The 23034-nt window shown below is 57.2% G+C and carries 21 protein-coding genes and 1 pseudogene; 17 read left to right on the forward strand and 5 right to left on the reverse strand.

Features of this window, described 5'->3' with window-relative positions:
- Window positions 1-513: 513 nt before the first annotated feature.
- Together HX866_RS24465 and HX866_RS24470 are read right to left on the reverse strand one after the other, a co-directional pair.
- Window positions 514-1734, reverse strand: a complete 1221-nt coding sequence (locus HX866_RS24465; protein WP_177140553.1) for a CaiB/BaiF CoA transferase family protein — start codon at window positions 1732-1734, stop codon at window positions 514-516.
- 17 nt (window positions 1735-1751) lie between these two features.
- The gene (locus HX866_RS24470) at window positions 1752-2933 is read right to left on the reverse strand and encodes an acyl-CoA dehydrogenase (RefSeq protein ID WP_177101180.1); all 1182 of its coding nucleotides are present in this window, start codon (window positions 2931-2933) and stop codon (window positions 1752-1754) included.
- A gap of 158 nt (window positions 2934-3091) precedes the next feature.
- On the opposite strand from HX866_RS24470, the gene HX866_RS24475 reads away from it, so the two are divergent.
- The 14 genes from HX866_RS24475 to HX866_RS24540 all read left to right on the forward strand — a co-directional run bounded on the left by HX866_RS24475 (window position 3092) and on the right by HX866_RS24540 (window position 17054).
- On the forward strand, window positions 3092-4012 hold the full coding sequence (locus HX866_RS24475; RefSeq protein ID WP_177140554.1) for a LysR family transcriptional regulator: 921 nt from the start codon (window positions 3092-3094) through the stop codon (window positions 4010-4012).
- 417 nt (window positions 4013-4429) lie between these two features.
- Window positions 4430-5551 carry a Re/Si-specific NAD(P)(+) transhydrogenase subunit alpha gene (locus HX866_RS24480; RefSeq protein ID WP_177093748.1) on the forward strand — a complete coding sequence of 374 codons (1122 nt, stop codon included), beginning with the start codon at window positions 4430-4432 and terminating at the stop codon, window positions 5549-5551.
- 11 nt (window positions 5552-5562) lie between these two features.
- Window positions 5563-5886, forward strand: a complete 324-nt coding sequence (locus HX866_RS24485; protein ID WP_177093749.1) for an NAD(P) transhydrogenase subunit alpha — start codon at window positions 5563-5565, stop codon at window positions 5884-5886.
- A complete protein-coding gene (locus HX866_RS24490) occupies window positions 5886-7322 on the forward strand; it encodes an NAD(P)(+) transhydrogenase (Re/Si-specific) subunit beta (protein WP_177140555.1) in 1437 nt (478 codons plus the stop codon). The genes HX866_RS24485 and HX866_RS24490 overlap by 1 nt, the downstream gene beginning before the upstream one ends.
- A gap of 181 nt (window positions 7323-7503) precedes the next feature.
- Window positions 7504-8997, forward strand: a complete 1494-nt coding sequence (locus HX866_RS24495) for an acetyl-CoA hydrolase/transferase family protein (protein ID WP_177093751.1) — start codon at window positions 7504-7506, stop codon at window positions 8995-8997.
- Between the two features lie 319 nt (window positions 8998-9316).
- Window positions 9317-9532 carry a DUF1127 domain-containing protein gene (locus HX866_RS24500; RefSeq protein WP_100940038.1) on the forward strand — a complete coding sequence of 72 codons (216 nt, stop codon included), beginning with the start codon at window positions 9317-9319 and terminating at the stop codon, window positions 9530-9532.
- A 379-nt stretch (window positions 9533-9911) separates the two neighbouring features.
- Window positions 9912-10229, forward strand: a complete 318-nt coding sequence (locus tag HX866_RS24505; protein ID WP_177140556.1) for a DUF2388 domain-containing protein — start codon at window positions 9912-9914, stop codon at window positions 10227-10229.
- Between the two features lie 65 nt (window positions 10230-10294).
- Window positions 10295-10588 carry a DUF2388 domain-containing protein gene (locus tag HX866_RS24510; RefSeq protein ID WP_177093753.1) on the forward strand — a complete coding sequence of 98 codons (294 nt, stop codon included), beginning with the start codon at window positions 10295-10297 and terminating at the stop codon, window positions 10586-10588.
- 27 nt (window positions 10589-10615) lie between these two features.
- Window positions 10616-10936 carry a DUF2388 domain-containing protein gene (locus tag HX866_RS24515; RefSeq protein ID WP_177093754.1) on the forward strand — a complete coding sequence of 107 codons (321 nt, stop codon included), beginning with the start codon at window positions 10616-10618 and terminating at the stop codon, window positions 10934-10936.
- Window positions 10933-12900, forward strand: a complete 1968-nt coding sequence (locus tag HX866_RS24520; protein WP_177140557.1) for a DUF7844 domain-containing protein — start codon at window positions 10933-10935, stop codon at window positions 12898-12900. Before HX866_RS24515 ends, HX866_RS24520 begins: the two co-directional genes overlap by 4 nt.
- Window positions 12901-12997: 97 nt before the next feature.
- Window positions 12998-13852: an IS5 family transposase gene (locus HX866_RS24525; protein WP_177140558.1), complete on the forward strand. Its 855-nt coding sequence runs from the start codon at window positions 12998-13000 to the stop codon at window positions 13850-13852.
- Between the two features lie 647 nt (window positions 13853-14499).
- Complete coding sequence (locus HX866_RS24530) at window positions 14500-15177, forward strand: N-acetyltransferase (protein WP_177140559.1); 678 nt, start codon at window positions 14500-14502, stop codon at window positions 15175-15177.
- The gene (locus HX866_RS24535; protein WP_177140560.1) at window positions 15170-15994 is read left to right on the forward strand and encodes an ImmA/IrrE family metallo-endopeptidase; all 825 of its coding nucleotides are present in this window, start codon (window positions 15170-15172) and stop codon (window positions 15992-15994) included. Before HX866_RS24530 ends, HX866_RS24535 begins: the two co-directional genes overlap by 8 nt.
- Window positions 15987-17054, forward strand: a complete 1068-nt coding sequence (locus tag HX866_RS24540) for a beta family protein (RefSeq protein ID WP_177140561.1) — start codon at window positions 15987-15989, stop codon at window positions 17052-17054. The genes HX866_RS24535 and HX866_RS24540 overlap by 8 nt, the downstream gene beginning before the upstream one ends.
- On the opposite strand, the gene HX866_RS24545 is transcribed toward HX866_RS24540, so the two are convergent.
- The gene (locus HX866_RS24545; RefSeq protein WP_177140562.1) at window positions 17035-17637 is read right to left on the reverse strand and encodes a sce7726 family protein; all 603 of its coding nucleotides are present in this window, start codon (window positions 17635-17637) and stop codon (window positions 17035-17037) included. The two genes, HX866_RS24540 and HX866_RS24545, sit on opposite strands and share 20 nt — an antisense overlap.
- Window positions 17638-18119: 482 nt before the next feature.
- On the opposite strand from HX866_RS24545, the pseudogene HX866_RS24550 reads away from it, so the two are divergent.
- Window positions 18120-19083: pseudogene (locus HX866_RS24550) on the forward strand (IS481 family transposase).
- Between the two features lie 7 nt (window positions 19084-19090).
- On the opposite strand, the gene HX866_RS24555 reads toward HX866_RS24550, so the two are convergent.
- Window positions 19091-19597 carry a hypothetical protein gene (locus HX866_RS24555; RefSeq protein ID WP_177140563.1) on the reverse strand — a complete coding sequence of 169 codons (507 nt, stop codon included), beginning with the start codon at window positions 19595-19597 and terminating at the stop codon, window positions 19091-19093.
- Window positions 19594-20607, reverse strand: a complete 1014-nt coding sequence (locus HX866_RS24560) for an AAA family ATPase (protein ID WP_177140564.1) — start codon at window positions 20605-20607, stop codon at window positions 19594-19596. The genes HX866_RS24555 and HX866_RS24560 overlap by 4 nt, the downstream gene beginning before the upstream one ends.
- A gap of 387 nt (window positions 20608-20994) precedes the next feature.
- Between HX866_RS24560 and HX866_RS24565 the strand changes: the two genes are divergently transcribed.
- Together HX866_RS24565 and HX866_RS24570 are read left to right on the forward strand one after the other, a co-directional pair.
- Window positions 20995-21288 (forward strand): DUF3077 domain-containing protein, encoded by a 294-nt coding sequence (locus tag HX866_RS24565; RefSeq protein WP_177140565.1) that lies wholly within the window; start codon window positions 20995-20997, stop codon window positions 21286-21288.
- Window positions 21289-21712: 424 nt separating this feature from the next.
- Window positions 21713-23020: a CitMHS family transporter gene (locus HX866_RS24570; protein WP_177140566.1), complete on the forward strand. Its 1308-nt coding sequence runs from the start codon at window positions 21713-21715 to the stop codon at window positions 23018-23020.
- Window positions 23021-23034: the final 14 nt, after the last annotated feature.

Genomic DNA, 23034 nt, shown 5'->3' on the forward strand with positions numbered 1-23034 from the left:
CGCTGCTGTCAACACCTCTTTTACACCGCTTTCGATCGAGAAGATCGAATCGCTGAGAAGGCGAAAACTTGCTGCCTCATCAGCTACTTCTAGGCTTCGATACTCTGAAGCGAACCGCCAGTCCAAACTCTAAAAACCTTCGTAACTCATTGAATCTCAAAGGCTTTTCCGTTTCGACTGCGCCGGAAGTGGGGCGAATTATAGACCCACAGAATTTCCCGTCAACCGTTAATTTCAGTTTTATGGCAAATGGGCCAAAAAGCCCCGCAAACCTGTATGTAGGAGCGAGCTTGCTCGCGATGGAGGTCAACGATAACGCAGGGCATCTGGATGCACCGAGGCGCCCTTGCGCTCATCGCGAGCAAGCTCGCTCCTACAAGAGGCAGCGCAGCTCTCAAGTCTTGCAGCGTTAGAACCGACGCCATCGCCAGCAAGCCGGCGCCTACAAGAGCAGCAACTCTCAAGACCTGGATCGTTTGAACCCGCGCGTCTATATAGAAGAGAGCAGGGCGCCTAGAGGACGCCCGCCTCACGCAGCGCCCCTACGGCCTCCGGCGCCAAGCCCAACACTCGCTGCAATACCTCCAGCGTGTGCTCGCCTAATAGAGGAGGCGCATTGCGATACTCCACCGGCGTTGCGGACAAACGGATCGGACTCGCCACCTGCGGCGCCAACCCCGCCAGCGGATGCGGCAACTCCACCGCCAGGCCACGGGCCTGCACCTGGGGATCGGCGAACACCTGCGACAGATCATTGATCGGCCCACAGGGCACACCCGCCCGCTCCAACTGCGCCACCCACTCAGCCGTGGTCTTGAATACCGTCGCCTGACGAATCAACGGAATCAGCAGCGCCCGGTTGGCCACCCGCAACGTATTGGTCGCAAACCGCGGATCGTCCGCCCACTGCGGCTGACCCGCCACCTCGGCAAACTTGCGGAACTGTCCGTCATTACCCACCGTCAGGATGAAATCACCATCCGCCGTAGGAAAGTCCTGATACGGCACGATGTTCGGATGAGCATTGCCCAAACGCTTCGGTGCCACCCCCGTAGTTAGATAGTTCATGGCCTGATTCGCCAGGCAGGCCACCTGCACATCCAGCAGCGCCATATCGATGTGCTGGCCGCCACCGCCCTGATCGCGATGAGCCAGGGCCGCCAGAATCGCCACCGTCGAATACAGCCCGGTGAGGATATCGGTCAGCGCCACGCCTACCTTCACCGGCCCTGCGCCCTCATCCCCCTCGGGGCGACCGGTAAGGCTCATCAGCCCACCCAGCCCCTGAATCATGAAGTCATAGCCGGCACGCTTGGCGTAAGGCCCGGTCTGACCGAAGCCGGTGATCGAGCAATAGATCAGCGCAGGGTTGATGGCCTTGAGCGACTCATAGTCCAACCCATAGGCCGCCAGACCACCCACCTTGAAGTTTTCGATCAGGATATCGGACTTGGCCGCCAGCTCACGGACCAGGCGCTGCCCCTCGGACCGGGTGAAATCGATGGTCACCGACTGCTTGTTACGGTTGGCCGACAGGTAATAAGCCGCTTCCGTGGTGTTCTCACCATAGGCGTCCTTCAGGAAGGGCGGGCCCCAGGCGCGGGTGTCGTCGCCATTGCCCGGCCGCTCGACCTTGATGACCTCAGCCCCAAGGTCCGCCAGGATCTGGCCGGACCAGGGCCCGGCCAATACTCGCGACAAATCCAGCACTCGCAGATGCGATAGCGCGCCCATGAGCCAAGCCCCCTCTATTAATAGAACGCCTGGAGGCCAGTCTGGGCACGCCCGAGGATCAGCGCATGGACGTCGTGGGTCCCTTCATAGGTGTTCACCACCTCAAGGTTCACCAGGTGACGGGCAATCCCGAACTCGTCGGAGATCCCGTTGCCACCCAGCATGTCGCGGGCCATGCGCGCGATGTCCAGGGACTTGCCGCAGGAGTTGCGCTTCATGATCGAGGTGATCTCCACCGCCGCCGTGCCTTCATCCTTCATCCGCCCCAGACGCAGGCAGCCTTGCAGGGCGAGGGTGATCTCGGTCTGCATATCGGCCAGCTTCTTCTGGATCAATTGCGTCGCCGCCAATGGCCGACCGAACTGCTGACGATCCAGGGTGTACTGGCGAGCGGTGTGCCAGCAGAACTCGGCAGCGCCCAGTGCGCCCCAGGAGATACCGTAACGTGCGGAGTTGAGGCAGGTGAACGGGCCTTTCAAACCACGCACCTCAGGGAAAATGTTCTCTTGCGGGACAAACACGTTGTCCATGACGATCTCACCGGTAATCGAGGCGCGCAGGCCGACCTTGCCGTGAATCGCCGGAGCACTCAGGCCTTTCCAGCCTTTCTCGAGGACAAAGCCGCGAATGTCGCCGGCATCATCTTTAGCCCAGACCACAAATACATCGGCAATCGGGCTGTTGGTGATCCACATCTTGCTGCCGGTCAGGCTGTAGCCGCCGTCGACCTTACGTGCACGACAGATCATCGCGCCCGGGTCGGAACCATGGTTCGGCTCGGTCAGGCCAAAGCAGCCGATCCATTCGCCGGAGGCGAGCTTCGGCAGGTACTTCTGCTTTTGCGCCTCGGTACCGAACTCATTGATCGGCACCATCACCAGGGAGGACTGCACGCTCATCATCGAACGATAGCCAGAGTCGACCCGCTCGACTTCCCGGGCAATCAGGCCGTAGCTGACGTAGTTCAGCCCGCTGCCGCCGTACTCCACGGGAATGGTCGCCCCCAACAGGCCGACTTCACCCATTTCACGGAAGATCGCCGGGTCGGTCTTTTCGTGACGGAAGGCTTCGAGAACCCGTGGCGCCAGCTTGTCCTGGGCGAACTGCTCAGCCGTGTCGCGGATCATGCGCTCTTCCTCGGTGAGCTGTTGATCCAGCAGCAGGGGATCGATCCAGTTGAAGCTTGCCTTGGCGCCCATGGGTGAGTCCTCGTGAAGTCAGTAAAAAAGGTCTGGACTGATCCTAGGCCCCACCCGGTTATCCGGCAAACGAGGATTTCGCATACTGTTGTGCTAATTTCTCACTCCGAAAAGCTCTCAACCGCCATTTAGCATCACCTTTAGTGAGGTTGCCGTACATGCGCCGCAAGATCCCCAGCACCACCGCGCTGATCAGCTTCGAAGCCGCGGCGCGCCACGAGAGTTTTACCAAGGCCGCGCTAGAGCTTTCCCTCACTCAAGGTGCCATTTGCCGACAGATCGCCAGCCTGGAAGAGTTTCTCGGCGTCGAACTGTTCCGACGCTCCCGACGCGGCGTGAAGCTGACCGAAGCCGGGCTTTCCTACAGCCGGCGAGTCGCCACCCAACTGGACGCAGTGGAGCGCGATACGCTCTCGGTCATGGGCCAGCAGGGCGCCAACGTCATCGAACTGGCCGTGGTCCCGACCTTCGGCACCCAATGGCTACTGCCCAGGCTCAAGGACTTCCAGCAGCAGCACCCGGAAGTCACCGTCAACCTGACCAACCGGACCCGGCCGTTTCTCTTCGCCGACACCGACTTCGACGCCGCGATCTACTTCGGCGATGCCGACTGGTCAGGTACCGAATCCCACCGCCTGATGGGCGAGAACCCCATGCCGGTGTGCAGCCCAAGCCTGCTGGGCGACCTGCAGAGCCTGAGCCCGACGCGGATCGCCGAACTGCCGCTGCTGCAACAGACCACACGCCCCTATGCCTGGCGCCAGTGGTTCAACGCCCAGGAGCTGAATGTGCCCCGCGACATGACGGGGCCGCGCTACGAGCTATTCTCCATGTTGGCCCAAGCCGCCATGCATGAGATGGGGGTCGCGCTGATTCCTCCTTTCCTGATCCAACGGGAACTGGAAGAGCGGCGCCTGGTGATCGCCAACCCCAATGCACTCTCCAGCATCAAGGCGTATTACCTGATGATTCCCGAGCGAAAGGTCGAATCGGCGTCCTTGCGCGCTTTTCGTGACTGGCTGGTACACCAGGCGCAAGGCTACAGCCTGCTGTCTTCAAGGTCTTCCGCCGTTAGTTGACCCTGTAGTCAATATCCCTTAACACCTACAGATATAACAATATGTCGCCTTTCGGCGGACTGTACCGATATCCGTAAATTTGGTACTGAAGTGCCGGATGGCAAGGCTTTCAGCCCCTATTTCCGTCCGATATCCATTCATTCACGTCGCCGATTCGAATTTTCTTCAAATCCAGCCAAAATCCTTGTAAGCCCCTTTTTTCATGGGCCCGCGCCGTGACGTTGCGACATTTGGTCACAGCGTGACTTGTAGTTAATCCTGCGTCACCTTTCAGAATATCTTGAAGGGTGTGGTTTTCACCTGCAAAATGCCGCGCCCCGCCGACAAATCCGGCGGGATCGTGCTGATCGGCCGCTCCAGACGCACCATCCGCAGTGCGCTGGCCTCTTATAAAAAAGATCACGCAGGAGATTTGACGTGCACATTGGTGTTCCTCTCGAAACCCAGACGGGTGAAACCCGGGTTGCTGCAACCCCGGAAACCATCAAGAAGCTGATCGGCCAGGGTCATAAGGTCACTGTGCAAAGCGGCGCCGGCCTCAAGGCCAGTGTTGTCGACAGTGCCTATGAAGCGGCGGGGGCAGCCATTGGCAGCGCCAACGACGCCTTCGGCGCCGAGCTGATCCTCAAGGTGGTGGCGCCCAGCGACAGCGAACTGACGCTGATCAAGCGCGGCACCGTCCTGGTGGGCATGCTCAATCCGTTCAACAACGAAACCCTCGCCAAGCTGGCCGAACACGGCATCACCGCCTTTGCCCTGGAGGCCGCGCCACGCACCTCCCGCGCCCAGAGCCTCGATGTGCTGTCGTCCCAGGCCAACATCGCCGGCTACAAGGCGGTGCTGCTGGCAGCCCATCACTACCCACGCTTCATGCCAATGCTGATGACTGCGGCGGGTACCGTGAAAGCCGCGCGTGTGCTGATCCTGGGGGCGGGCGTCGCCGGCTTGCAGGCCATCGCCACGGCCAAGCGCCTGGGGGCGGTGATCGAAGCCTCGGATGTACGACCTGCGGTCAAGGAACAGATCGAATCCCTCGGCGCCAAGTTCGTCGATGTGCCGTATGAGACCGATGAAGAACGCGAATGCGCGGTCGGCGTCGGTGGTTATGCCCGGCCGATGCCCGCCAGCTGGATGCAGCGCCAGGCCCTGGCCGTGCACGAACGCGCCAAGCAGGCCGACATCGTCATCACCACCGCACTGATTCCGGGACGCAAGGCGCCGGTGCTGCTGAGCGCCGAGACCGTCGCGCAGATGAAGCCCGGCTCGGTGGTCATCGACCTCGCGGCGGCGCAAGGCGGCAACTGCCCGTTGACCGTGGCGGACCAAGTGGTGGTCGAACATGGCGTGACCATTTGCGGCCCGACCAATCTGGCCGGTGAAGTCGCGGCAGACGCTTCGGCACTCTACGCCCGCAACCTGCTGGACTTCCTGAAGCTGGTCTTCAACAAGGAAGGCCAATTCGAAGTGAACCTGGAAGACGACATCGTCGCCGCGTGCCTGATGTGCCGCGACGGTCAGATCGTGCGCAAGAACGGCTGAGGATAACAATAATGGAAGACATGCTGATCTCTCACGGCATCTACAACCTGATCATCTTCGTACTGGCGATTTATGTCGGTTACCACGTGGTCTGGAACGTTACACCCGCACTGCACACCCCCTTGATGGCGGTGACCAACGCCATCTCGGCGATCGTCATCGTCGGCGCTATGCTCGCCGCCGCGCTGACCGTGACCCCGCTGGGCAAGACCATGGGCACCCTCGCCGTGGCACTGGCCGCGGTCAACGTGTTCGGTGGCTTCCTGGTGACACGCCGCATGCTTGAAATGTTCAAGAAGAAAGCGCCCAAGGCTGTGAAAGAGGTGCAATCGTAATGAGCATGAATCTGGTCACGACGCTCTACCTGATCGCGTCGATCTGCTTTATCCAGGCCCTCAAGGGCTTGTCGCACCCGACCACGTCGCGGCGCGGCAACCTGTTTGGCATGCTCGGCATGGCCTTGGCGGTCCTCACCACCATCGGCCTCATCTATAAGCTGGGGGCTGAGCTTGCCACCGCCGGCATCGGCTACGTCATCGTCGGCCTGCTGATCGGCGGCACCGCCGGTTCGATCATGGCCAAGCGCGTTGAAATGACCAAGATGCCGGAACTGGTCGCTTTCATGCACAGCATGATCGGCCTGGCGGCGGTGTTTATCGCGATTGCCGCGGTGGTCGAGCCGCAATCCCTGGGCATCGTCAAACAGCTGGGCGATGCGATTCCGTCGGGCAACCGCCTGGAACTGTTCCTCGGCGCCGCGATTGGTGCAATTACCTTCTCCGGCTCGGTGATCGCCTTCGGCAAACTGTCGGGCAAGTACAAGTTCCGCCTGTTCCAGGGCGCACCGGTACAGTTCGGCGGCCAGCACAAGCTGAACCTGGCACTGGGCCTGGCCACCCTCGGTCTCGGCCTGACCTTTATGCTGACCGGCAACCTGAATGCCTTCGCCCTGATGCTGGCCCTGGCCTTCGTGCTCGGCGTGCTGATCATCATCCCCATCGGCGGGGCCGACATGCCGGTGGTGGTGTCGATGCTCAACAGCTACTCCGGCTGGGCTGCGGCAGGGATCGGCTTCTCGCTGAACAACTCGATGCTGATCATCGCCGGCTCCCTGGTGGGCTCAAGCGGTGCAATCCTCTCGTACATCATGTGCAAGGCGATGAACCGCTCGTTCTTCAACGTGTTGCTCGGCGGCTTCGGCAACAGCGCCGACGCCGCCGGCCCGGCCGGTTCGAAGGAAGCCCGTCCGGTGAAATCCGGTTCGGCGGATGACGCCACCTTCCTGCTGACCAACGCCGACACCGTGATCATCGTCCCAGGCTATGGCCTGGCGGTGGCCCGGGCACAGCACGCGCTCAAGGAACTGACCGAGAAGCTGACCCACCGTGGCGTGACCGTGAAATACGCGATCCACCCGGTGGCCGGACGCATGCCCGGGCACATGAACGTGCTGCTGGCCGAGGCCGAAGTGCCTTACGACCAGGTGTTCGAGATGGAAGACATCAACTCCGAGTTCGGCCAGGCCGACGTGGTGCTGGTGCTCGGTGCCAACGACGTGGTCAACCCGGCCGCCAAGAACGATCCAAAATCGCCGATTGCCGGCATGCCGATTCTCGAAGCCTTCAAGGCCAAGACCATCATCGTCAACAAGCGCTCCATGGCCAGCGGTTACGCCGGCCTGGACAACGAACTGTTCTACCTCGACAAGACCATGATGGTCTTCGGTGATGCGAAGAAGGTCATCGAGGACATGGTCAAGGCTGTCGACTAAAAGCTTGCGCTGACGCAATACCGAAAACCCCAGCCTCCCGTAGGCTGGGGTTTTTCTTTGTCCGCAGAAAACCGACCAAAGGCTCTGAATCCGCCTCTGGCATTCGACCTTGGTCGGGCGGCGAAACTATTTGAAACCTCTAGACTGCGCATCTTGCTTTCGTTGCCTGAGATAACACGCCATGTACCGTGATCGTATTCGCTTGCCTTCGTTGTTGGACAAGGTCATGGGCGCAGCCGACGCTGCCGCTCTGATTCAGGACGGCATGACCGTCGGCATGAGCGGTTTCACCCGCGCCGGTGAAGCCAAGGCCGTGCCCCATGCCCTGGCCGAACGGGCCAAGACGTCGCCCCTGAAAATCACCCTGATGACCGGCGCCAGCCTGGGCAACGATCTCGACAAACAGCTCACCGAAGCCGGTGTGCTGTCGCGACGCATGCCGTTCCAGGTCGACAGCACCCTGCGCAAGGCGATCAACGCCGGCGAGGTGATGTTTATCGACCAGCACTTGTCGGAAACCGTCGAGCAGCTGCGCAACAAGCAGCTCAAGCTGCCGGACCTGGCGGTGATCGAAGCCGTGGCCATCACCGAACAAGGGCATATCGTGCCGACCACCTCGGTGGGCAACTCGGCCAGCTTCGCGATTTTCGCCAAGCAGGTGATCGTCGAGATCAACCTGGCGCACAATCCGAACCTGGAAGGCCTGCACGACATCTATATCCCCAGCTATCGCCCGACCCGCACGCCGATCCCGTTGGTGAAGGTCGACGATCGCATCGGCAGCACCGCGATCCCGATCGACCCGGCCAAGATCGTCGCCATCGTGATCACCAACCAGCCCGACTCACCGTCCACCGTGACCCCGCCGGACGCAGACACCCAGGCCATCGCCAGCCACCTGATCGCCTTCCTTAAGGAAGAAGTGGCCGACGGACGCATGACCAACAAGCTCGGCCCGCTGCAGGCCGGCATCGGCAACATTGCCAACGCGGTGATGTGCGGCCTGATCGACTCACCGTTCGAAGACCTGACCATGTACTCCGAAGTGCTGCAGGACTCGACCTTCGACCTGATCGACGCGGGCAAGCTGTCCTTCGCCTCCGGCAGCTCGATCACCTTGTCGAGTCGGCGTAACAGCGACGTGTTCGGCAACCTGGAACACTATAAAGAGAAGCTGGTGCTGCGCCCGCAGGAAATCTCCAACCACCCGGAAGTGGTACGGCGCCTGGGTATCATCGGCATCAACACCGCCCTGGAGTTCGACCTGTACGGCAACGTCAACTCCACCCACGTCTGCGGCACGCGGATGATGAACGGCATCGGCGGCTCCGGCGACTTCGCCCGCAATGCGCACTTGGCGATCTTCGTCACCAAGTCCATTGCCAAGGGCGGGGCGATTTCCAGCGTGGTGCCCATGGTCAGCCACGTCGACCACACCGAGCATGACGTGGATATCCTCGTCACCGAAATCGGCCTGGCCGACCTGCGCGGCCTGGCGCCACGGGAACGGGCGAGGGCGGTGATCGACAACTGTGTGCATCCGGACTTCCGCGATGCCCTGAACAGCTACTTCGATCGCGCCTGCGCCCTGGGTGGCCACACCCCCCACATCCTGCGTGAAGCACTGAGTTGGCACATCAACCTGGAAGAAACCGGGAAGATGCTGCCGAGCTGATTGATACAGTTGCCCGCTGATGCAAACACAGTTTCATCAGCGGTCCTGGATTATTCGACAGATTGAAAAAAACTGTACTGCTGTACCGGTCATTTCCCGCCTCGAATCACCTCGAATCCTCCCAACCCAGACCAAAACGCACCATTTTGAGGCTGACAGGTACAGTTGCCTCAGTTTAGTGCAGTACAGCACCTCTAAACAGTTAACTGAGCCCTCACAATACAGATGAACTGTATCTACAGAGACTAGGCAAAGAGGAGGATCATTGGCATCAGTTAAACCACTACCTAATCCCGCCACAAGCGGAAGGATGCTAATCATGGAACGTACACTCAGTTCCGACATGTTCTACGAAAACACCGCTACTGACGCTCAAGCTTCGATGCCTCTGCGCGTTCTCGCCAACCTGATGTTGTGGCAGCGCCGCATTGCCAGCCGCCATCAACTGGCTCGCCTGGATTCGCGTCTGCTGGCCGATGCCGGTATCAGCGAAGCACAGCGTTACGAAGAGTTGAGCAAGCCGTTCTGGCGCTAAGCCGCGCTCGCTGGCCCTGACCCACCGGGTCCACCGCCAGCACCCGAATTGAAAAAACAGAGCCCGTCGCGGGAAACCGCGACGGGCTTTGTCGTTTTCGACGAAGCAATCTCGGGGAAGGCCTGCAAAAACACCGGGGTGGTACAGTTTTATATTTATAAAAACTAACCAGTACACTTTTACCTATCCCACACGAAAGCCTCTAAACCGCGGATCAACCGACGAAACCTGCTTTCGACGAGTAGGGAACTCCGCCTAATATCGTGGTCATAGGTAGCCCGAAGCGCGGAATGTGCGTCTGAGGTTCATCGTTCAGTGTGTTCGAGTGGCGGTCTCAGTCCGCTGCCACTGTTCCTTTTCATGCCCCAGGAGATTCACCATGTCCCGCCTTCGCCTGCTCAGCGCCGCCGCCCTGTTGACCCTGGCCAGCGCCGCCCACGCCAGCAGCTTCATTGTCACTACCGATTCGCTGGTTGGTGCCCTCAAGGCCTCCTCCGACGCTTCGTCCGATGCCACCTCGTCGTTGCGCGACAACAAGATCGTGCGCGCCGCCCAGGATGACGCCGCTAGCTTCGTCGCCAGCAATGGCCAGATCCGCAGCGTGAAACTGGAAAGCGCCTTCGACACCATCCGCCGCCAGGCCCCGCAGCTGCAAGCCAGCGACGCAGAGCTGGCCCAGGCGATCCTGGCGATCTGAAACCCTGGCGCATGGGCCTCGGATTCCGCTAGCCTTGGCGCTCGCTCAATAAGACATCGAGACCCATGCGATCACTCACCTTATTGCTCATAGCGTTCGCCTGGATCAGCCAGGCCCAAGCCTTCGACCTGACCACCCAGACCCTGGTCGGCAGTGGTTATGTCACCAGCCAAGTGACCACCGCGCCCTTCGACCGTAAACTGATACTCGCGGCCCAGGATGACGCTGCCGCGTTCGTGGCCACGGAAGGTCAGCTGCGTGGTGCACAACTGGAGTCGGCCCTGGCGTACCTGCGTCAAACCCAGCCAAAACTTCATGCCAGCGACCTTGAACTGGCCCAGGCAATTCTCGTCCAATAGTCACTTTGCATTCCCGGAGACCTTTACATGCGTACCCCCCTGATCGCTGCAGCCCTCGGCCTGCTGTTGCTGACCGACGTAGCTTCGGCGCACACCCTGGTGGCTACCAGCAATATGCTCGTACGCGCAACGGGCCGTACCCTCGACTTCACCTCGGACACCACCACCTCGATCCGCGACTCGAAAGTGGTCCGTGAAGCCCATGACGATGCCGCCAGCTTCGTCGCCAGCCAGGGCGATATCCGTGGCGCCCACCTGGAAGCCGCCTTTGCAGCCCTGCGCACCGAGGTGCCAAGCGCCCGTGACGCCAGCGACCAAGACCTCGCCGAAGCCATTCTCGCCCTGTGAGACTACTCGCCGGCGGGCTGCTGACCTGTGCCTTGTTGCTGTTCGGCAACGCGGCCCAGGCCAGCCTGCAGTTGCAGCTCAAGAACGAAGACCTGAGCCCGGCCGAACGACAAGCCAGCCAGGTACTGATCGATGAGGCCATGGCCCATCTGCCGCCGCGCTTTATCGAACAACTGGACCGCCGTATCGATGTCGTCTGGTCGACCCAGATGCCCGACAACGCCTATGGCGAGGCCTCGCTGGTCTCCGAAGTGGACCTCAATCGCGCCCTGCTGCCCGGTCTGGTGGACGGTTCGGCCGCGACAAAAAAAACCAATCGCTCCCATGGCACCGTGCGTGAGGAAATACTCGCCACCGTCCTCCACGAACTGACCCATATTTATGACCGTGCCCGTTTGTGGCCGGACGCCGAACGGACGCTGATCCAGCGCTGCACCCAACGCGACAGCAATACCGGCCTGGTCGGCCTGCCTGATCAATGCCGGGGCCAGACCGGCCGACGTTTCACCCTCAGCGACGACCCACGCCTGCTCGACCTCGCCGGCTGGCAACAATCGGTCGGCACCCGTGGCCAACGGGATCAGCACAACGGTCAGGTGGTCCGCAGCCCGGATATCTACGAGACCACCAATCCCAAGGAGTTCGTCGCGGTCAATATGGAGTACTTCCTCCTCGACCCGGCCTACGCCTGTCGCCGCCCGGCGTTGTATCGCTACTACCAGGAACGCTTCGGCTGGGCGCCGGCGGCCAAGGCCCCCTGCGACAAGGCGTTCCCGTTCCTCAACGCCGGCAACGACTTCGGCAAGACGCCCCTGGGCACGATTGACCCCGAGCGGGTCTACGAAGTCGATTACCTGCTGGCCGAAGCCAACCAGAACTGGGTCAGCCGCTGGGGCCACAGCATGCTGCGCCTGGTGATCTGCGCTCCCGGCCGACCACGGGGGCCGGATTGCCGGCTGGACCTGGACCAGAGCCTGGTGCTGTCCTATCGCGCCTTCGTCAACGATGTGCAACTCTCGACCTGGGGCGGCCTGACCGGGGCCTACCCGTCGCGACTGTTTGTCTTGCCGCTGTCCCAGGTCATCGACGAATACACCAAGACCGAACTGCGCAGCCTGGCCTCGGTGCCGCTGAAGCTGTCGCGCAAGGAAATCGAGGAAGTGGTCGAGCACGCCGCCGAAATGCACTGGAGCTATGACGGCAACTACTACTTCATCAGCAACAACTGCGCCGTGGAAACCTTGAAGCTGTTGCGCAGCGGCAGCGACAACGCCCAGCTCAAGGGCCTGGACAGCATTGTCCCCAATGGCTTGCTGGAGGTGCTCAAGGGCCGTGGCCTGGCCGACACCAGCGTGCTCGACGATCCCCGTGAAGCCTTGCGCCTGGGCTACCGCTTCGACTCCTACCGTGATCGTTACCAGGCCATGTTCGAGGTCCTGAGGAAACAGTTGCCGATCAAGCAGGAGACCGTCGAAGACTGGCTGTCACAGCCTGCCGAAGCCCGTCGCCCGTGGTTCACCCAGGCCAACCTGCGCGCCAGCGCGGCCATGCTGTTGCTGGAACAGGCGAGCTTTCGCCGGCAGTTGCTGCTGGCCCAGGACGAGGTCAAACAGAAATACCTCGGTGCCCGCGACATCAAGCTCAAGGACAACGACATGGACAAGGCCAACCGCACCTTGCAGGAGATCCTGGCCAACAGCGGCTACCTCAGTCGTCCGGCGGAATTGCTCGGCAGCAGCGGCTACGGTCTGCCGCAGCCCTCCGAGTGGAAGCGCCTGGAAGCCGAAAGCAGCCAGCGCCAGCAACAATTGCAGCGCCTGACCGGCGACCTCGACAAGGAAATCCGCAAACTGCTCGACCCGGCCCGTGAAGCGCAGATCGAGGCCAGCGAGGCCAACCTGAAGCTGGTCGGCGAACACCTGCGGACGCTGCACAAGGCGGCGGGCGGGCTGGAGCTGCCTTGAGGCTTAGGCTTCGTACGAAAACCTTCGTAACCCATTCAAGCCGCACGAAAGCCAGGATCCAGTAAAGTCCGCGACCATCAAAAGGCAGGAGCCTCCGATGGCAAAACGGTATGAACTCCCAGACGATTCCTGGGATGTGGTCGCAGATCTTTTCATCGAACCCCGACGCGGTGGCCGGCCCAGAGCCGATGGCTGTTTGATGCTCAATGGCATTTTGTGGGTGATGTGCTCAGGAGCTGCATGGCGTGATATGCCCGAGCGCTTTGGGCCTTGGTCAACCGTTTACCAGCGGTTCAGAGATTGGCGAAATCGAGGTACGTTCAGCCAGATGCTCAAGCGATTGCACCTCAGGCTCAACGAGCAAGAGCTGATTGATCTGGACACCTGGATGATCGATTCCACAGCCGTAAAGGCAACCCGAGCCTCTTCAGGCGCCGGAAAAAAAAGGGGGCTTGAAGAGCCAGAAGACCACGCGCTAGGTCGAAGTCGCGATGGTCTTACGACGAAAATTCACATGCTCTGCGATGCCAATGGAATACCGTTGTGCTTCAAGCTATCGGGCGGACAGGCCAGCGACATTACCTATGCTCAGCCGTTGCTTGAAGACGCTCATGTCCCTGCCCGTCGGGGCCGTCCTCGCAAGCGTTGCCGGTGGCTGCTGGCCGACAAGGGCTACGATGCCGAACACTTACGGCGTTACTGCGACCGTTATCGAATACAGCCGGTGATCCCTTACCGCACGATGAAACGCAAGCCCAAACCCGGACTGCTCCGTCTGTTCGACAGGCCCAAATACCGCCAGAGAAACGTCATCGAGCGCATGTTCGGCTGGCTGAAAGAGAATCGGCGGATCGGCACCCGCGATGACAAGCTCGCAAAAAGCTTTGAAGCTATGGTCTCACTCGCCTGCGCGATGAGGTGCTTGCGACATTTATTTTCGTACGGAGCCTAGGGGAATATTTACCGGCTGTCCCTTTTTCGAGTTGTGCTGGTGGGAACGGGCACTGCGTAAAGCAAGCCACCGTTTCCTTCGCGTCGAATGCATTCAGGGCATGCCAGAGCCAACGCGAGCGCGAGCTATACCTTGCAAACCTCCGCCGGAAAATTTCTATCCTGTCTAGCGGGTAGTCGTAACGCTCGTTGTAGATGACACGCAGGGTTGTGGAAATCACTTCAGGCCGTAGACACAGTGCGCTAGCCAGCAATAGTATAGTGCCATTACGCAGGTGGATCGGGTAAGGTCCATCTGATGCGGAACTTTGGGAAGGCTCAGAAATGGATTTCACACCCTTTATCGTTTGGGGCGCAAGGGCTAGCCCCCTGCCACATTCGTGGACTCGCTGGCGATCCTGCGTCACACATAGATCGTGGCAGCGATCCGAAAATCGCCTGGCAAACCCACAATCTTCCACGCTCATTATTGCCTTGCACGATCCGCTTGCTCACGGCATTCAACTGTCTGGCTACGTCGCCCCGGCTTTTCCAGCCATTCAGGATACTAAGGGTGATAAGGGCTCATAATTTTCGACGCATCAGCCCTCGACAGGGAAATACGCTATGCCTTATAGAATCCCATAATTTTTTGAAGCGCGGTGTTATATGGACATACAAAGTATCAACGCTCTTATTGCTTCACTCCCTCCGGCCACCGCCTTTGCTTCTGGCGTTAAGACAAACACCGTCGGCCAAAGCGTTTCATTTAAACTATTGCACGGATGGGACATTTCGCTAGCCAACAAGTGCGATACCGAGTGGACTGCTAAAAATATCGAAATACTTTACTGCGTAAAAAACTCAACTACAAGCGAGGCTGAGTTAATACAAAAAATTTCCGATTTGCACATGGAAGATGCCCACTGGAGATGGACCGCCAAAGCAATCCATCACAGCACACAGGAATATAATTGGTTTTTCTATATTGCTGAAGATGCTGTTCAGGCGGCCTGTCTCATATACCACCCCAAAGACAGCGTTATAGATGGCCAAGGAATTTTCTACATAGAGTATGTAGCTGTCGCACCCTGGAATAGACCCAACCCGCTGAGCAACGCACGTTTCAAGGGGGTCGGTTCAGATCTGATTAGGTATGCATCAAAATTCGCTACTGAGACCCTAGGCTTGCGTCCTGGGTTTTCGTTACACTCGCTGCCAAAAGCTGCAGCTTATTATGACAAAATCGGCATGATCTGCTTTCCAGAAAGAAAAAAAGAAAGCCTGGATTATTACGAGATGGCTAGAGACGTCGCTCAAGAATTCGGAGCAACAGTAAATGGATGATAACCATGAGCTAGAGGATTTTTTCGTCTCCACATCTGACTGCACTCCTGAGCGTCTTTTAGGTGCGTTAGAAGCTTATTCTGCCATCTCGAACAAATTAGGGACTAATAACCCCCTTATTTTTAAGGACCTGCTTTCGGGTGCAATGAGTAGTGCCTTATTCAGGCGTAGTGATACAGATAAAGAGACCGAAGTATTCTGCTGGCTTTCACAGGTTCAGCGCTATGCTGAAATTGTCGTTTCCACTGGAAACGTTAAGCGATTCGAAGGCCTTGATAGAGGCTCTTTGAAAAGTATCTGCAGCTTATCCTTGGACAGTAAAAACACAAAAAATATATCTAGTTTTCTATGGGCGTTTGGCATAGTACTGATTTACTTGCCTCAAACCGCAGGAATGAAAACCGACGGAGTATTTTTCAAACTTGACTGCGGGACCCCTGTAGTTGGCATGACACTCAGATATGATCGATATGATTACTTCTGGTTCACACTAATGCACGAGCTGTCCCACATCTCAATGCACTATGATCGATTTGAGGGCGCGCATTTCGACTCCCTTGAAGATATTGGCTCAGATGCCACTGAGCTAGAAGCAAACCAGTTTGCTAAAGAATCATTCATTAGCCGTAGCGATTGGCGATCCGCCTCTGCTCGTAGGCATCACAATGAAGAAGAACTATATAAAGACGCGGAAAAACTTTCAATACACCCTGCAATCCTCGCAGGCCTCATAAGGCATGAATCAGGGAACTTCTCTCTGTTCAGCAGAATTATTCACGAGATTAGCGTCACAAGGATGATAAGTGAAGATGCCTAAGTACATTCCGTTCCTCAAAGCCAAAGCTAATGAATTTGGAGCAATCAAATCTCTTAGCAAGGAAAGAAAACAGCTTATCGCCCCTTTTTTCGATCTTCCCCTGAAAAAAGATATGGATGCTACAACCTTAACGAAGAACATAGAGACTGCTGCTCGAAAGTTCTGCCTAAACACAAAGGGCGTACCTGAATATTTCGTAGACGACTACGACATCCCGGATTCGATCCTCATAGGAGGTCGTCCCAGCTATGAATATTTCGCCGCTTGCATGCACGCGCAGGGCCTAAGCTTCAACCCCGTTGTTGGCATAGATCGCACCGTCGACCGAAATGCCTGTGTGTTCACGCCAGCGATTACTAAGGCTGTAAAAAACAGACGCATCGCTTTAAGGGTCTCTAGCGACGACCTGATCAGCTACAATCTCATTAGAACAGACATTCTGCATCTCATAGCGATGGGGCAAGGCATTTACGATCACTGGGTCCTTGTCATTGATAACCGGGTTTGCAAAGGGGTGGACGCAACAGCTCGGGCAGCTCAGATCAAGGCGTTTTGCCTGGCTGCCGCTGTAGATCACGCATATGAGGCTATTGTAATTACTGGTTCTAGTCTTCCCCCCGTCACCGGAGGCATACTTTCAACCAATAATGAGATACACCTTGTACGCAACGAGACCGCCATTTACAGCAGTTCTATTATCGGCCTCAATGGTCATAAGGTGATCTTTGGTGACTACACTATTGTAAGCCCCGACTACTCCGACTCTGACATCGATCCGCGCAACATGTTGAACGTTACTGCCCCCAAGGTCGTCTACTCTTATGAGGATAAGCATTACATTGTACGCGGAGGGGGGATCAAGACGCATCCGAGAGGATTCAAACAATACAATGACATTGCGTCCACTATAGTAGCGAAGAGTTTTTTCCGCCACGGAAATTCGGAAGGAGACCTGTATTTGGTTCAGAAGGCGGCGGGACTCGGATCAACAGTCATGCCAGGGAGTATTTTGAAGCCTACAATAAACTCCCACATTGCCTTCATGCTTGATCTTTTATAAGACTTCTTAGCACAAGAGCCTGGCCTATCGTAAGGCTTAGCTCTTGGGCGCCATAAGCCTGGGAAATCAAGAAAGATAGAGCGCTTCTATTTATCTTAGCTTGAACTTTTTCTTCAAACTTACTGGCAATATCAAAAAGCTCATCCCGCCAAAGCGTCAGCAAGGCCACTTGCTTATCAAATGAAGGGTTTCTTAGAGCTTGACGAACTGGCTTGAAAACTACTACTCCTTTAGAGTTGCATTTTGCTTCAAGCACACCCCAGTGTTCTGGCGCGATCTTTATTGCCTTGGCTATATGTTTAGAGGTAGTCACTAAAGTGACTTTTCGGAAAGCGAGGTTGTAGTAAACTCCTTGCTGAGCAATTCTTTCAACCTTATCGCCATCCCCTTTGATCTCATAGCAATGAGCCTCTCTATGGATCGTAACTACATCTGCAATAGCATTACCATTATGAATTCGCAACTCTTCAATAACAGCTTTAGGCTGTGGATGCGCATTACTCAGCCTACTCACCAACGCGACACGGATCAAGGGGTCATTTAACATAGTAGGCAACATACTCACAACATTATCAACGCTCATAGTCCAGGGCAGGCTACGCACTCATTCACATCAGTTAAAATCTAGCACCTCAGATACTACTCGGATATACCTCCTCGGCCACAGTTCAAAGCCTATCCTGCTTACGAGTTACCGATCATAGGCATGCCACATGAGCCAAAGCCGGGTGCAATTGTATCACTGACTTGAGGGCGGCACGTCGGCCCAGATGCTGGGAGCTCTCAATTCCCACGCTTGGTGCCAGCCATTCTGACGCCTCGGTAGCTCAGTCACGAGCGCTCGTGCAGATATGCTGATTGACGTAGCCTCACTTTGACCAATCTTCAGCTCGCTGGAAGTCATTGGTAGCAGGTATCTGTCCGATATGCTGCAGGGAGGTATCAGAGATCTGCCCGACCCAGGGCAGGTCATGAGCTGCATGATTGCGAATCGGATACGATCTCTAGGTGTTCAGTCTCGGAGAGTCATGGTGCATCCTTAACCCTCGAACAAGAGGATGCTTTATGGAAGGACGTCTTCATGGCTCAGCCCGAACAACGCCGCGAATTCGAGCCGAGCTCCAAGCGTCGCAAGAGTCGAATCGCAAGCTTGCAGCCCGTTACAGGCTGAACGTCAAAACCGTCGCCAAATGGCGCTCACGGTCAACAACCAAAGACTCGCGAATGGGGCCTGCCCAGCCCCGTAGTGCCAAGCTGACACCGGCTGAAGAGGCGATGGTGGTTGAGTTCCGCCAGCGAACGATGCTGCCTTTGGACGACATGTTGGGGCATCTTCATCAGTGCCTTCCCCAGTTGAGCCGCAGTGCCTTGCATCGTTGCCTGGTCCGTCATGGAATCAGCCAGATCCCGAAGAGCACCGACGCACCTAAGCGCGGCAAGTTCTCCCCGACGGAGATGGGTTACCTGCATATCGACAGCTCTGAGCTACGCCTGGAGAGCGATAAACAACACATGTTCGTGGCTATCGACCGGGTGACGAAGTTCACCTATGTCGCGTTTTTTGATGCGGCAACAAAACGCAATGGTGCCGCGTTTTTGCGCCAGGTGATTCAAGCCTTTCCGTACCCAATCCATACCGTCCTGACTGACAACGGCGCAGCATTCACCGAGCAGCCCAGGTATCGGGGCGGAGCCACTAACCTCTTCGGAGGGGCACATCTTTGATCGTGTTTGCTATGAGCACGAGATCAAACATCGTCTAACCAAACCTTACCATCCATGGACCAACGGCCAAGTCGAGCGAATGAATCGAACGATAAAAGAGGCGACGATCAAGGCGTTTCACTACCCCGATTTTGATGCCCTAAAGGCTCACGTACTGGCTTTCGTGATGGCCTATAACTTAGCTAGGCATCTGAAGGCTTTGCGATGGCGCACTCCCTTCAAAGTGATCTGTGAGGCCTGGACTCAAAATCCAGACCGTTTCACAATTAATCCGCACCATCTCATTCCGGGACCGAACACCTAGGCCGTCGTTACACGATCAAACCGATATCGCGGGCCTTGATATCGTTAATGACAGATACCGACAGAGGATCGAATCCCAACGTTTTAACCAAAGGTTTCATTTCCTTGGCCAGCGCATTACTCAAATCAGGTAGGTATTGCTTGGGAACACCGTTGATGATTAACACGAGCTTGAAACCACACGTGCGCATGTCTAATGTTTGCAAAGCTGCCGGCAGTTCGGCAACAGCATCGCGATGACGCCCAAGGCATGAGGCAATCGTCAGTTGTGCCGCATTCGTCAGTTTTTGACGAATTTCTTCCATATAGTCTGCCGAGTTTCGCGGCACACTAGACTTGGCCTCCACAATCCAAGCCTCTTCCCTGCCTCCCGAGGAAGATTTTACCAGTACGAACTCAGCTATTTTCAGCCCTTCCCCGGCTTTTTTATAAACTAAGCTGCGCTCTATGGGGAAAAATTTATCCTCGTCGTAAGGTCCAAAGCGCATACCTGATTCGTCGAATTCAATACTCATCCCAGAGCTAGCTCCACTTCCTGTTCGTAAAGCCTGATGGACTCGTCAATGATCGGATTATCCGGCATGCCAGCTTGCAAATCATCAGATACCCAATGATCGCCGAGCGACGACAAAACAGGGATGGATATCTTTTTCTTTTGCGCCGCCAAGTACAAAGCCTTCACGACAAAATAAGAGTGACTGGCGATAAAAAACTGAATACCTCGCTCAGCGAGGGCAACAATAATTTCTATCAATTTGCTGATGGCCACGGGATGCAAAGCGGACTCAGGCTCATCGATAAAAACGACCGAGTCGACGGACAAATAACGATTACCTAACAGCGTATCAAGAATGGAAATTTTCTTAATGCCTTCAGCCGTTGCACCGATCTGAAATTTTTGATTGCCCTTCTTGAACTGCCAGCGATTCGACCCGTTATCGAACTCAACTTTACCACCTAGCATGTCTTCCAGATTTTTACGGGCCTTCGCAAAATGCGCGAAATTTTTACCGCCCGTAGGCGACAGACGAAGCGCCTTGGCCAAATCGTAATACGTATCGTCGAAGCCGAAGTCTTTATCGACTTCACGACTTTTCAAGATGATGTGCTGAAGAGAAAGCACTTCCTTCGGAGGTAAGAACACAGAGTTGCTTTCACGCGGGGCAACATGATTTTCCAAAGAAACGATATTTTTAGTCGTGTCTTTACCAAAACCATAACGAAAAAATTGGTTATCGACTTTCACTTTGCAGGACAATGGACTGTCCGCACTCTTTGTAACCAAATCACCAATCTTGTCCGTCTGGAAGGTCCAGTATAACTTGTCGGCCAATATCTCCGGCGCGGTGCGCTGTTCATTTCCGCGCTGATACTCTTCAAGAGTACGCATGGTGCAATACAACGCTTTGAGCAAGAAAGTTTTGCCACAGCCATTAGCGCCAATGACCAGATTGATACCTGAGAGATTTTCCCAGCTAATATCTTGCAAAGGTCCAAAATTATCTAACTCAACGCTATTGAGCATTGGCTGAAGCTCCTCTCTAGCCCAAAACCAGAGAGTGAGATTATCACTACCACCCTCTTACGGCCATCATGGCTCCAAAACAACACAAAGATAAGTCTCACAAAACATTGCTCTAGAGCTGGCTTGACCCTCCCCCTCTATCTCCATATCCTCGCAGCTGTCACGACACATTCGTGATCGGATTTGACGGTCCGGCTTCTAACGAGATACGACGCACCCCTTGTATCGCCGCGTGGGCACCTTCGTGCCTGTTGCATGGCTTTATGGTGACTGTGCGTGGGGCACCTTCGGGTGCGCCGGGTTTCTCGTTTCCGGTCCGTCAACCTACGCACAGTTGCCACCCGTTCGTTTGACGGCGTCTGGTGGCGGCTCAAAACGAGAATCGGAATGATGAAAAAGCCTACCAGCCACAAAGTCCCGTTTGGTCGCTACAACGAAACCGAGGCAACACTCTTTAGTGTCAATGCAGGTATCCCGCTGATCCATCTGCTGGAGAACGCCTCCATTGCCCTCGACTGCTCCTGTGCACTAAATGAAGAACTGGCCTATGGGGACAGCCGCCATCATCGATCATTGCGATGGACCGCGCTCCAGTTGGACGAAATGGCCAAGGCACTGATCGACGCCGCCATGAGCGGGGTACTGGCTGAACAGTCCGCAACGACCGAACAAACACACTGATCATCCCAAGAACTAGGAACAGGTCGTATTGCGCCGATACGACCTGCCTGTCGCCTTATATCGAGGCCAGCGAGGCCAACCTGAAGCTGGTCGGCGAACACCTGCGGGAGCTGCACAAGGCAGTGGGAAGGCTGGAGCTATCCTGATCCCCACCCCCACCTCCTACAGGTCCCGAGTTTCCCCAGCGAAAGCTGGCTGAAAGCTTCCCCCATTAGTATCGCCTCGCCACCGGCACCAGACCGGTCGGCCACGGCGCGCCCCGACAGCGCGCCGCGGCCCTTTCACAAAAATAAGATGGTGATACCGATGTCCGCTACGACCCGCCTGTTCGCTGCAAATCCGCCCGTAACACCCGCGCTCGACGCCCTGCGCTGACCCTCAGTCGCTTCGCCTTCCCTAGCCGCGTTACGCCCGGAGTATTCCCATGCTGACTTTCCTTGGCTTTGCCATGGTCATTACCTTCATGTACCTGATCATGACCAAGCGCCTGTCCGCGCTGATCGCCCTGATCATCGTGCCAATTGTCTTCGCCCTGTTCGGCGGCTTCGCCGCGGGCATCGGCAAGATGATGATCGACGGCATCACCAAGCTCGCGCCCACCGGCGTGATGCTGATGTTCGCCATCCTGTATTTCGCCCTGATGATCGACTCCGGCCTGTTCGACCCGGCCGTGCGCAAGATCCTAAAGCTGGTCAAGGGCGACCCGCTGAAAGTCTCGGTGGGCACCGCCGTGCTGGCCCTGGTGGTGTCCCTGGACGGTGATGGCGCCACCACCTACATGATCTGCGTCGCCGCCATGCTGCCGCTGTACAGCCGCATCGGCATGAGCCCGCGCATCATGGCCGGGCTGATCATCCTCGCCGGTGGCGTGATGAACATGACCCCCTGGGGCGGCCCCACCGCCCGGGCCGCGAGCGCGCTGCACGTCGACCCCTCGGACATCTTCGTACCGATGATCCCGGCCATGCTCGCCGGGGTCCTGGCGATCCTGGCCATCGCCTACGTCTATGGCCTGCGCGAACGGGCACGCCTGGGCGAGTTGCATGTCCTCGGCGATGAGGTCGACCACAGCGAAATCAGCGTCTCGCAGTACCCGGACGCGCGCCGGCCGAAACTGATCCTGTTCAACGGCGCCCTGACCATCGCCTTGATGTGCGCCCTGATCGCCGGCCTGCTGCCGTTGCCGGTGCTGTTCATGGTGGCGTTCAGCATTGCCATGATCGTCAACTATCCGTGCCTGCAACAGCAGAAGGACCGTATCGCCGCCCACGCCGGCAGTGTGCTGGCGGTGGTCGGGCTGATCTTCGCCGCCGGTATCTTCACCGGTATCCTGTCGGGCACCGGCATGGTCGACGCCATGTCCAAGAGCCTGCTGGCGGTGATCCCGTCGGCGCTCGGCCCTTACCTGGCGCCGATTACCGCACTGGTAAGCATGCCGTTCACCTTTTTCATGTCCAACGACGCCTTCTACTACGGCGTGCTGCCGGTGCTCGCCGAGGCCGCCAGCCACTACGGCATCAGCGCCGTGGAAATGGCCCGTGCCTCGATCGTCGGCCAGCCCGTCCACCTGTTGAGCCCGCTGGTGCCTTCGACCTACCTGCTGGTGGCCCTGGCCGGTATCGAATTCGGCGATCACCAGCGCTTCACGCTCAAGTGGGCGGTGCTGGTGTGCTTGTGCATCCTGCTGGCCGCCTTGCTGCTGGGGACCTTTCCACTCTTCGGCAGTCTATAAAGACAATGATTCTC

Source organism: Pseudomonas gingeri (assembly GCF_013386165.1).
In the GTDB taxonomy this organism is placed as follows: Bacteria; Pseudomonadota; Gammaproteobacteria; order Pseudomonadales; family Pseudomonadaceae; genus Aquipseudomonas; species Aquipseudomonas gingeri_C.

Coding starts and splice junctions, on each gene's coding strand:
- HX866_RS24465 (WP_177140553.1), bottom strand. CDS start 1,734: ATGGGCGCGCTATCGCATCTGCGAGTGCTGGATTTGTCGCGAGTATTG.
- HX866_RS24470 (WP_177101180.1), bottom strand. CDS start 2,933: ATGGGCGCCAAGGCAAGCTTCAACTGGATCGATCCCCTGCTGCTGGAT.
- HX866_RS24475 (WP_177140554.1), top strand. CDS start 3,092: ATGCGCCGCAAGATCCCCAGCACCACCGCGCTGATCAGCTTCGAAGCC.
- HX866_RS24485 (WP_177093749.1), top strand. CDS start 5,563: ATGGAAGACATGCTGATCTCTCACGGCATCTACAACCTGATCATCTTC.
- HX866_RS24490 (WP_177140555.1), top strand. CDS start 5,886: ATGAGCATGAATCTGGTCACGACGCTCTACCTGATCGCGTCGATCTGC.
- HX866_RS24495 (WP_177093751.1), top strand. CDS start 7,504: ATGTACCGTGATCGTATTCGCTTGCCTTCGTTGTTGGACAAGGTCATG.
- HX866_RS24500 (WP_100940038.1), top strand. CDS start 9,317: ATGGAACGTACACTCAGTTCCGACATGTTCTACGAAAACACCGCTACT.
- HX866_RS24505 (WP_177140556.1), top strand. CDS start 9,912: ATGTCCCGCCTTCGCCTGCTCAGCGCCGCCGCCCTGTTGACCCTGGCC.
- HX866_RS24510 (WP_177093753.1), top strand. CDS start 10,295: ATGCGATCACTCACCTTATTGCTCATAGCGTTCGCCTGGATCAGCCAG.
- HX866_RS24515 (WP_177093754.1), top strand. CDS start 10,616: ATGCGTACCCCCCTGATCGCTGCAGCCCTCGGCCTGCTGTTGCTGACC.
- HX866_RS24525 (WP_177140558.1), top strand. CDS start 12,998: ATGGCAAAACGGTATGAACTCCCAGACGATTCCTGGGATGTGGTCGCA.
- HX866_RS24530 (WP_177140559.1), top strand. CDS start 14,500: ATGGACATACAAAGTATCAACGCTCTTATTGCTTCACTCCCTCCGGCC.
- HX866_RS24535 (WP_177140560.1), top strand. CDS start 15,170: ATGGATGATAACCATGAGCTAGAGGATTTTTTCGTCTCCACATCTGAC.
- HX866_RS24540 (WP_177140561.1), top strand. CDS start 15,987: ATGCCTAAGTACATTCCGTTCCTCAAAGCCAAAGCTAATGAATTTGGA.
- HX866_RS24545 (WP_177140562.1), bottom strand. CDS start 17,637: ATGAGCGTTGATAATGTTGTGAGTATGTTGCCTACTATGTTAAATGAC.
- HX866_RS24555 (WP_177140563.1), bottom strand. CDS start 19,597: ATGAGTATTGAATTCGACGAATCAGGTATGCGCTTTGGACCTTACGAC.
- HX866_RS24560 (WP_177140564.1), bottom strand. CDS start 20,607: ATGCTCAATAGCGTTGAGTTAGATAATTTTGGACCTTTGCAAGATATT.
- HX866_RS24565 (WP_177140565.1), top strand. CDS start 20,995: ATGATGAAAAAGCCTACCAGCCACAAAGTCCCGTTTGGTCGCTACAAC.
- HX866_RS24570 (WP_177140566.1), top strand. CDS start 21,713: ATGCTGACTTTCCTTGGCTTTGCCATGGTCATTACCTTCATGTACCTG.